6 protein-coding genes are annotated in these 9383 nt (G+C 70.8%); 3 read left to right on the top strand and 3 right to left on the bottom strand.

Annotated features, from left to right (window positions below; translation table 11 throughout):
• The 3 genes from Q0L15_RS06465 to Q0L15_RS06455 all read right to left on the bottom strand — a co-directional run.
• On the bottom strand, positions 1–263 hold a 263-nt coding region (locus tag Q0L15_RS06465), incomplete at its 3' end, for a VIT1/CCC1 transporter family protein (RefSeq protein WP_296603084.1).
• A gap of 123 nt (positions 264–386) precedes the next feature.
• Complete coding sequence (locus Q0L15_RS06460; RefSeq protein ID WP_296603083.1) at positions 387–1532, bottom strand: acyl-CoA dehydrogenase family protein; 1146 nt, start codon at positions 1530–1532, stop codon at positions 387–389.
• Between the two features lie 25 nt (positions 1533–1557).
• Positions 1558–3003, bottom strand: a complete 1446-nt coding sequence (locus Q0L15_RS06455; protein WP_296603082.1) for an MDR family MFS transporter — start codon at positions 3001–3003, stop codon at positions 1558–1560.
• 181 nt (positions 3004–3184) lie between these two features.
• Here Q0L15_RS06455 and glgX point away from each other — a divergent pair, with 181 nt between their 5' ends.
• The 3 genes from glgX to treZ form a co-directional block, all read left to right on the top strand.
• The gene (glgX, locus tag Q0L15_RS06450) at positions 3185–5362 is read left to right on the top strand and encodes a glycogen debranching protein GlgX (protein WP_296603080.1); all 2178 of its coding nucleotides are present in this window, start codon (positions 3185–3187) and stop codon (positions 5360–5362) included.
• Complete coding sequence (gene treY, locus Q0L15_RS06445; protein ID WP_296603079.1) at positions 5355–7649, top strand: malto-oligosyltrehalose synthase; 2295 nt, start codon at positions 5355–5357, stop codon at positions 7647–7649. Before glgX ends, treY begins: the two co-directional genes overlap by 8 nt.
• Positions 7646–9383, top strand: a 1738-nt coding sequence (gene treZ, locus Q0L15_RS06440) for a malto-oligosyltrehalose trehalohydrolase (RefSeq protein WP_296603077.1), incomplete at its 3' end; no start/stop codon positions are given. The genes treY and treZ, both read left to right, overlap by 4 nt.

Raw genomic sequence — 9383 nt, 5'->3', positions numbered from 1 at the left:
GCGAGCTCGGAGTCGCGCTGGGTGCTGACCGAGACGTACTCGCCCGCCCCCATGCTCATCGCGCCGGCCGCGACGCCGGCGACGCCGGCGATCAGGATCGCGTTGCGGTCGCCGGTCGCACCCACGGCGCCGATCACGATGCCGGCGGTCGACACGATGCCGTCGTTGGCGCCGAGCACGGCGGCGCGCAGCCAGTTCAGCCGGTTGTTGAAGCCCCGCGGGTGCGGCTCGTCGGCGTGCGGGCCGACGGGCATCGCCTCCATCTCACTGACTGCCATGGGTCGATTCCAACGCGTTGCGCCGGGCGCCGCAAGCAAGGTTTGCCTGGGCTACCCGGCGCGCGGCACGGCCTCGACGACAGCCTCGTGCGCCGTCAGGGGCGCCTCTCAGAGCCCGAGGTCGCGCCCGATCAGCTCCTTCATGATCTCGTTGGAACCTGCCCAGATCTTCGAGACCCGGGCGTCGCGCCAGGCACGCGCGACGCGGTACTCGTTCATGTAGCCGTAGCCCCCGTGCAGCTGCACGCAGTGGTCGAGGACCTCGTTCTGCACCTGCGAGCTCCACCACTTGGCCTTGGCCGCGTCGACCGCCGTCAGCTCGCCCGCGTCGTGGGCGACGACACACTGGTCGATGTAGGCCTCGGTGACCTCGATCTGGGTGAACAGCTCGGCGAGCAGGAACTTGTTGTGCTGGAAGGAGCCGATGCCCTGGCCGAAGGCCTTGCGGTCCTTGGTGTACTGCAGCGTCTCGATGAGGATCTGCTTGGCGTGGGCGACGTTGGAGATCGCACAGCCGAGCCGCTCCTGGGGCAGCTTCTGCATCATGTGGATGAAGCCGCCGTCGAGCTCGCCGACGATCTCGGCGTCGGTGACGCGGACGTTCTCGAGGTACAGCTCCGCGGTGTCGGACTCGTCCTGGCCCACCTTGTCCAGCTTGCGGCCACGGCTGAAGCCCGGGGTCGTGGTGTCGACCGCGAACAGCGTGATGCCCCGGGCCTTCTTCTCCGGCGAGGTGCGCGCCGCGATGATCACCAGGTCGGCGGAGTAGCCGTTGGTGATGAACGTCTTGGACCCGTTGAGCACCCACGCGTCGCCGTCCTTGACGGCGGTGGTCTTGAGCGCGGCGAGGTCGGAGCCACCCGAGGGCTCGGTCATGCCGATGGCCAGCAGGATCTCGCCCGCGGCGACGCCGGGCAGCCAGCGCTTCTTCTGCTCCTCGGTGCCGAGCTCGACGAGGTACGGCGCGGTGATGTCGGCGTGGATGCCCACGCACGACCCGAGGGCGGCGTTGACCTTGTTGAGCTCCTCCAGGAGCACGGCGTTGAAGCGGTAGTCGCCGGCCTCGGCGCCGCCGTGCTCCTCGGGGATCTCGAGGCCGAGGAAGCCCTGCTTGCCGGCCTCGAGCCAGAAGTCCCGCGGGATGGCCTTGTCCGCGGCGTGCTGCTCGACCTGCGGGATGACCGACCGCTCCAGGAACTCGCGTACGGAGGCGCGGAACGCCTCGTGGTCCTCGTCGTAGATGCTCCGCTTCATGGCGGGCATCCTACGACGCGGGCTACTAGTCGGTAACCGGCTCCACCACGCGGCGGGACATGACCAGCGAGACGGCGACCAGTGCGACCGCCGCCACCGCCGACGCGACGAACACCGCGTGCACCGCCGGGTGCAGGACATCCGGCGTGAGGTGCTCGAGGTCGGGCACACCGCGCCCGAGCCGGGAGGTCACGACACCGTTGGCGATCGCGCCGAAGACCGCCACCCCGACCGCGCTGCCGACCGACCGGGCGAACATCGTCGTACCGGTCGCGACGCCGCGGTGCTGCCAGGTCACCGACGACTGGGCGGCGATCACCGAGGGGCTGGCCACCAGGCCGAAGCCGATGCCCATGACGAACGAGGGCGCCGCCAGGTGCAGGATCGAGCTGTCCTGGTCGATGGTCAGCAGCAGCGCCGCGCCGGCGAAGCCGATGACGCCGCCGATCAGCATCGTGGAGCGGAAGCCGATCGTGAGGTAGAGGCGACCGGCGTTCGAGGCCGCGATCGGCCAGCCGAGCGTCATCGCGGCCAGCGCGAAGCCGGCGACGACCGCGCCGTGGCCGAGCACGGCCTGGGCGTAGAGCGGGACGTACGTCGAGAGGCCCATCATCAGCACGCCGACCACGAGCGAGGCCAGCATCGCCGAGACCAGCACCCGCCGGCGGAACACCCACAGCGGCAGGACAGGCTCGGCGGCGCGGCGCTCGACGAGGCCGAAGAGCACGAGCAGGGCAGTGGCGACGGCGAACAGCCCGATGCTGGTGCTCGAGGACCAGGACCAGCGGATGCCGCCCTCGAGCAGTGCCAGCAGGAGCAGCACACCGCCAGCGGTGAGGAGCGCCGAGCCGGCGACGTCGATGCGGTGCCGGGCCCGGGCGACGTCCTCGGAGAAGTGCCGCACGAGCATCCACGCGGCAGCGATCCCGAGCGGCAGGTTGATGAAGAAGATCCACCGCCACGACACGTAGTCGGCGAAGATCCCACCCAGCGTCGGACCGACCACCGCCGAGATCGCCCAGACGCTGGCCAGGTAGCCCTGCACCTTGGCTCGCTCCGCGACCGAGTAGATGTCGCCGACGATCGTCATGCCGACCGGCTGGACGGCGCCGGCCCCCAGGCCCTGCACGGCCCGGAAGGCGATCAGCGCGCCCATCCCCCACGCGAGCCCGCAGAGCAGCGATCCGAGGAGGAACAGCGCGATGCCGACCAGCATCACGGGCTTGCGGCCGACCTGGTCGGCGAGCTTGGCGTAGACCGGCACGGACACGGCCTGGGCGAGCAGGTAGACCGAGAACAGCCAGGGGAACTGGGTGAATCCCCCGAGGTCCTCGACGACGGCCGGGACGGCGGTGGCGAGGATCGTGGAGTCGATCGCGACGAGGCCGGTGCTCAGCATCACCGCCAGCAGGACCGGTCCGCGCTCGCTGCGCAGACCCACGCTCGCGCGGGACACCTCCGAGACAGCCACGACCCCTTGGAACCCCGCCGGGTCCTGGCGCATTCCCCGCGGTGGCGTGAGGTGCGCCGCGGTTCGTCCTGGACCGCCCTGGGTACAGGCATCCAGAATCGCTGACCAGACCGAGGGGTGTGCTTTGATCGTTCCAACCGCCGACAGGGTGGGGCCGCTGGACGAGCAGGTGGAGGGTGTCATGGAGGTCTGGCCGGGGCGCGCCTACCCGCTGGGGGCCACGTTCGACGGGAGCGGCACCAACTTCGCGCTGTTCAGCGAGGTCGCCGAGAAGGTCGAGCTGTGCCTCTTCGAGCCCGACGGCTCGGGCGGGTTCCGCGAGACCCGCGTCGAACTGACCGAGGTCGACGCCTACGTCTGGCACTGCTACCTCCCCTCGGTGCAGCCGGGGCAGCGCTACGGCTACCGCGTGCACGGACCGTGGGACCCCGAGAACGGCCAGCGCTGCAACCCCACCAAGCTGCTGCTCGACCCCTACGCCAAGGCGACCGCCGGCGAGATCGACTGGGACCAGTCCCTGTTCTCCTACAACTTCGGGGACGAGGACTCGCGCAACGACGACGACTCGGCCGCACACATGACGCACGGGGTGGTGATCAACCCGTTCTTCGACTGGGAGGGCGACCGGCGCCTGGACTACCCCTACAACGAGACGATCATCTACGAGGCCCACGTCAAGGGCCTGACGCAGCTGCACCCGGACGTGCCCGAGGAGATGCGTGGGACGTACGCCGCCCTCGCGCACCCGGCGATCATCGAGCACCTGACGAAGCTCGGCGTCACCGCGATCGAGCTGATGCCGGTGCACCAGTTCGTCCAGGACAGCACGCTGCTGGAGAAGGGGCTGCGCAACTACTGGGGCTACAACACCCTCGGGTTCTTCGCACCGCACGCCGACTACGCGGCCACCGGCCAGCCGGGCCAGCAGGTGCAGGAGTTCAAGTCGATGGTCAAGGCGCTGCACGCCGCGGGCATCGAGGTCATCCTCGACGTGGTCTACAACCACACCGCTGAGGGCAACCACCTCGGGCCCACCCTGAGCTTCAAGGGCATCGACAACGCGGCGTACTACCGCGTCGTCGAGGACGACCAGCGCTACTACATGGACTACACCGGCACGGGCAACAGCCTCAACGTGCGCCACCCGCATTCGCTGCAGCTGATCATGGACTCGCTGCGCTACTGGGTGACCGAGATGCACGTCGACGGCTTCCGCTTCGACCTCGCCTCGACGCTGGCGCGCGAGTTCTACGACGTCGACCGGCTCTCGACGTTCTTCGAGCTCGTGCAGCAGGACCCGGTCGTCAGCCAGGTCAAGCTGATCGCCGAGCCGTGGGACATCGGCCCCGGCGGCTACCAGGTCGGCGGGTTCCCCCCGCAGTGGACGGAGTGGAACGGCAAGTACCGCGACACCGTCCGCGACTTCTGGCGCGGCGAGCCCTCGCTCGGCGAGTTCGCCTCGCGCCTCGCCGGCTCGGCCGACCTCTACGAGCACTCCGGACGCCGACCGGTCGCGAGCATCAACTTCGTCACCGCCCACGATGGCTTCACGCTCAACGACCTCGTCTCCTACAACGAGAAGCACAACGAGGCCAACGGCGAGGACAACAACGACGGCGAGAGCCACAACCGCTCGTGGAACCACGGCGTCGAGGGGCCGACCGACGACCCCGAGATCCTCGCGTTCCGGGCCCGCGAGCAGCGCAACTTCATCGCGACGCTGCTGCTGAGCCAGGGCGTGCCGATGCTGCTGCACGGTGACGAGATGGGCCGCACCCAGCAGGGCAACAACAACACCTACGCGCAGGACTCCGAGATCAGCTGGGTGCACTGGGACGACGCGGACAAGCCCCTCATCGAGTTCACCGCCGCCCTGGCGCGGTTGCGCCGTGACCACCCGACGTTCCACCGCAAGCGGTTCTTCACCGGCGGCACGGTGCGGGTTCCCGACGGTGGCGACGGCGACCGGCTCAACGACATCGTCTGGTTGCACCTCGACGGCCGGCCGATGGAGGACGGCGACTGGACCAGCGGCGCCCAGGCGATCGGCATGTACCTCAACGGGCACGGGATCGCCGGTGTGGACGAGCGCGGCGACGCGATCGTCGACGAGCACTTCCTGCTGTACTTCAACGCCGACGGACCGGCCGAGGTCACCCTGCCGCCCGACGAGTACGCCGACGGCTGGGACGTCGTCGTCGACACCGGCGGCACGGCCGACGAGCAGCCGGCGTACGCCGCGGGGTCGACGTACTCGATGACCTCACGCAGCGTCGTCGTGCTGCGGGAGCATCGCGAGCCCGAGGCCGAGCCGGACCACTCCGTGGCCGCGTCGGTCGCCCAGGCCCGACGTGGCTGAGGCGGGGGCCGGACCCGCGCGGGTGCCGGTCAGCACCTACCGGCTGCAGATCACCGCCGACTTCGACCTGTTCGAGGCCGCACGGCGGCTGCCGTACCTGCATGCGCTCGGCGTGGACTGGGTCTACCTCTCCCCCCTGCTGGCGGCCGAGCCGGGCAGCAGCCACGGCTACGACGTGGTCGCGTTCGACCGCGTCGACCCCGCGCGCGGCGGCGCCGAGGGTCTCGCCGCGGTGTCCGCCGAGGCCCGACGTCTCGGCATGGGCGTGCTCGTCGACATCGTCCCCAACCACGTCGGCGTCGCGACGCCGGCCGAGAACGCCTGGTGGTGGGACCTGCTCCAGCACGGTCGCGACTCGGCGTACGCCGACGCGTTCGACGTCGACTGGGACGCCGGCGACGGCAAGGTGCTGATCCCGGTGGTCGGCGACGGCGACGAGGGCGCCATCCGGGTGGCCGACGGCGAGGTCCGCTACCACGACCATCGCTTCCCGCTCGCGCCCGGCACCTCGACGCACGAGGAGCAGCACTACCGGCTCGTGAGCTGGCGCGACGCCGACGACCAGCTCAACTACCGGCGGTTCTTCGCGGTCAACACCTTGGCGGGCGTGCGGGTCGAGGACCCCGAGGTGTTCGCGCGCTCGCACGTCGAGATCAAGCGCTGGTTCGACGAAGGCCTCGTCGACGGGCTGCGGGTCGACCACCCCGACGGCCTGCGCGACCCGAAGGGCTACCTCGACGACCTCGCCGAGCTCACCGGCGGCGCCTACGTCTTGGTGGAGAAGATCCTCGAGCCCGGCGAGTCGCTTCCGACCTCGTGGGCGACGCACGGAACGACGGGCTACGACGCCCTCGCCTTCATCGACCGGGTGCTGACCGACCCGGCCGGCCAGGCGCCCCTCGATGCGCTCGAGGCGCGACTGCGCGGTGGCGAGATCTGGTGGCAGGGCTACGTCTTCGCTCGCAAGCTCGAGGTCGCCAACGGCATCCTGCACTCCGAGGTGCGCCGGATCGTCCGCGAGGTGCGACAGATCGACGACTCCGTCCCCGCGAGGGAGCTGGAGTACGTCGTGGCTCACCTGCTCGCGGCGTTCCCGGTCTACCGCTCCTACCTGCCCGAGGGCCGCGAGCACCTCGAGGAGGCGTTCGAGACCGTACGGATCGGCACCCAGGACCTGGAGTCGACTCGCGCCGTCGACCTGCTCGAGCGGGTGTTGAGCGACTCGGCCAACCCTCCCGCCCTGCGGTTCCAGCAGACCAGCGGCATGGTGATGGCCAAGGGCGTGGAGGACTGCGCGTTCTACCGCTGGTCGCGGCTGACCTCCCTCAACGAGGTCGGCGGCGACCCGTCGGTCTTCGCCATCGACCCGAGTGCGTTCCACGAGGCCATGGACGTCCGCCAGCGCGACTGGCCGCACGCGATGACGACGCTGTCGACCCACGACACCAAGCGCGGCGAAGACGTGCGCGCCCGGATCACCGTGCTGGCCGAGATGCCGGACGTGTGGGAGCAGGCCCTCGACCGGCTGCTCGAGCTCGTACCCCTGCCGGATCCCGGCTTCGGCTCCCTGCTCTGGCAGGCGATCCTCGGCGCCTGGACCCCGGAACACCTGCCCGACCTGCCGCAGCGGCTGCACGGCTACGCCGAGAAGGCCATGCGCGAGGCGGGCGACCGCACCACGTGGACCGCGCCCGACGAGGCCTACGAGGCGGCCGTGCACCGCGCCGTCGACGCGGTCTTCGAGTCCGACGGCGTTCGCGCGGTGCTGACCGACCTGGCCGCACGCATCGACGAGCCCGCGCGGGCCAACTCCCTGGCCGCCAAGCTCGTGGCGATCACGATGCCCGGAGTCCCCGACGTCTACCAGGGCAGCGAGCTGTGGGAGACCAGCCTCGTCGACCCCGACAACCGCCGCCCCGTCGACTTCGACCACCGAGCCGCCGTCCTGGCCGGTGAGGCCAGCGACGACGCCGTCGACAAGCTGCACGTCACCTGCACCGCACTCACCCTGCGGCGCGACCGGCCCGAGCTGTTCACGACGTACGACGCCGTCCCAGCGACCGGCGATGCAGCCGGCCACGTGCTGGCCTTCGACCGCGGCGGCGCGATCACCGTCGCGACCCGCCTGCCCGCCGGACTGGCCGCGCGCGGCGGTTGGGGCGACACCGAGCTCGTACTGCCGCCGGGCGAGTGGCACGACGCGCTCACGGGTACCCCCGCCACGCCGCGGCTCGCCGAGCTGCTCGCCACGCTGCCGGTGGCCCTGCTGGTGAAGGAGACGTCGTGACCCGAGGCCCCTTCGACATCTGGGCGCCGCTGCCCGAGCGACTGCGGCTCTCGGTGGCCGGCGAGACCGTCGACATGACGCGCGCCGACGACGGCTGGTGGACGCCGGCCGAGCCGGTGCCGGTCGGCGCGGACGTCGACTACGGCTACCTCGTGGGCGTCGACGAGACACCCCGGCCCGACCCGCGCTCGCGCCGCCAGCCCGCTGGCGTCCACGGGCTGTCGCGGACCTACGACCCCGCGACGTACGTCTGGAACGACCACACGTGGACCGGGCGACAGCTCGCAGGATCGGTGATCTACGAGCTGCACATCGGCACGTTCACCCCCGAGGGCACCTTCGACGCCGCGCTGGAGAAGCTCGGCCACCTGCGCGAGATCGGCGTCGACCTCGTCGAACTGATGCCGGTCAACGCGTTCAACGGCACCCACAACTGGGGCTACGACGGCGTCGGCTGGTTCGCCGTCCACGAGCAGTACGGCGGCCCCGAGGGCTACCAGCGCTTCGTCGACGGCTGCCACGCCGCCGGGCTCGGCGTGATCCAGGACGTCGTCTACAACCACCTCGGACCGTCGGGCAACTACCTGCCGCTGTTCGCGCCGTACCTCAAGAGCGGAGCGAACACCTGGGGCGACTTCCTCAACCTCGACGGGCCCGGGGCGGAGGAGGTGCGGCACTACATCCTCGACAACGTGCGGATGTGGCTCGCCGACTACCACGTCGACGGGCTGCGGCTCGACGCCGTGCACGCGCTCAACGACGCCGGCCACCAGCACCTGCTGGAGGAGATGGCCGTGATGGTCGACGCGCTCTCGGCCCACCAGCGCCGGCCGCTGACGTTGATCGCCGAGTCCGACCTCAACGACACCCGGCTGGTGCGCCCGCGCGAGGCCGGCGGCTACGGGCTGCACGCCCAGTGGAGCGACGACTTCCACCACGCCGTGCACGTCGCGCTCACCGGCGAGACCGAGGGCTACTACGCCGACTTCGCGCCGCTCTCGGCGCTGGCGAAGGTGTGCGAGCGCGGCTTCTTCCACGACGGCACGTGGTCGTCGTTCCGGGGCCGCACCCACGGCTTCCCCGTCGACCTGCGCTCGATGCCCGCGTGGCGGCTCGTGGTGTGCAGCCAGAACCACGACCAGATCGGCAACCGGGCCCGCGGCGACCGGATCACCGAGGTGCTCGACGACGACCAGCTCGCGTGCGCGGCACTGCTGACGCTGTGCGGACCGTTCACGCCGATGCTGTTCATGGGCGAGGAGTGGGCGGCGTCCACGCCGTTCCAGTTCTTCACCTCCCACCCCGAGCCCGAGCTCGGCACGGCCACCGCCGAGGGCCGGATCGCGGAGTTCGAGCGGATGGGTTGGGACCCGGCCGTCGTGCCGGACCCGCAGGACCCCGAGACGTTCCGCCGCTCCAAGCTCGACTGGGCGGAGGCGACCGGCGGCCGGCACGCCCGGATCTTGGAGGTCTACCGCCGTCTTGCCGCGCTGCGCCGCGAGCACGAGTCGCTGACGGACCCGTCGTTCGCCGCCGTCGAGTGCACCGCGGACGAGGCGACCCGGGTGTTCACGATGCGTCGTGACGAGCTGACGATCGTGGTCAACTTCGGCGACGCCGCGGCGACGGTCGAGACCGCCGCCGCGACGTTGCTCTTCGAGACCGGTGCCGGCGTCACGCTCGACGCCGGCCGCCTGACGCTGCCCCCGCACGCGGGAGCGCTGGTCGGGCCCT

This window comes from Nocardioides sp. (genome assembly GCF_024509035.1).
Lineage (GTDB): Bacteria > Actinomycetota > Actinomycetes > Propionibacteriales > Nocardioidaceae > Nocardioides.
Note: the sequence above shows the minus strand (reverse complement) of the source record. Positions and strands in the feature narration are given on the sequence as shown.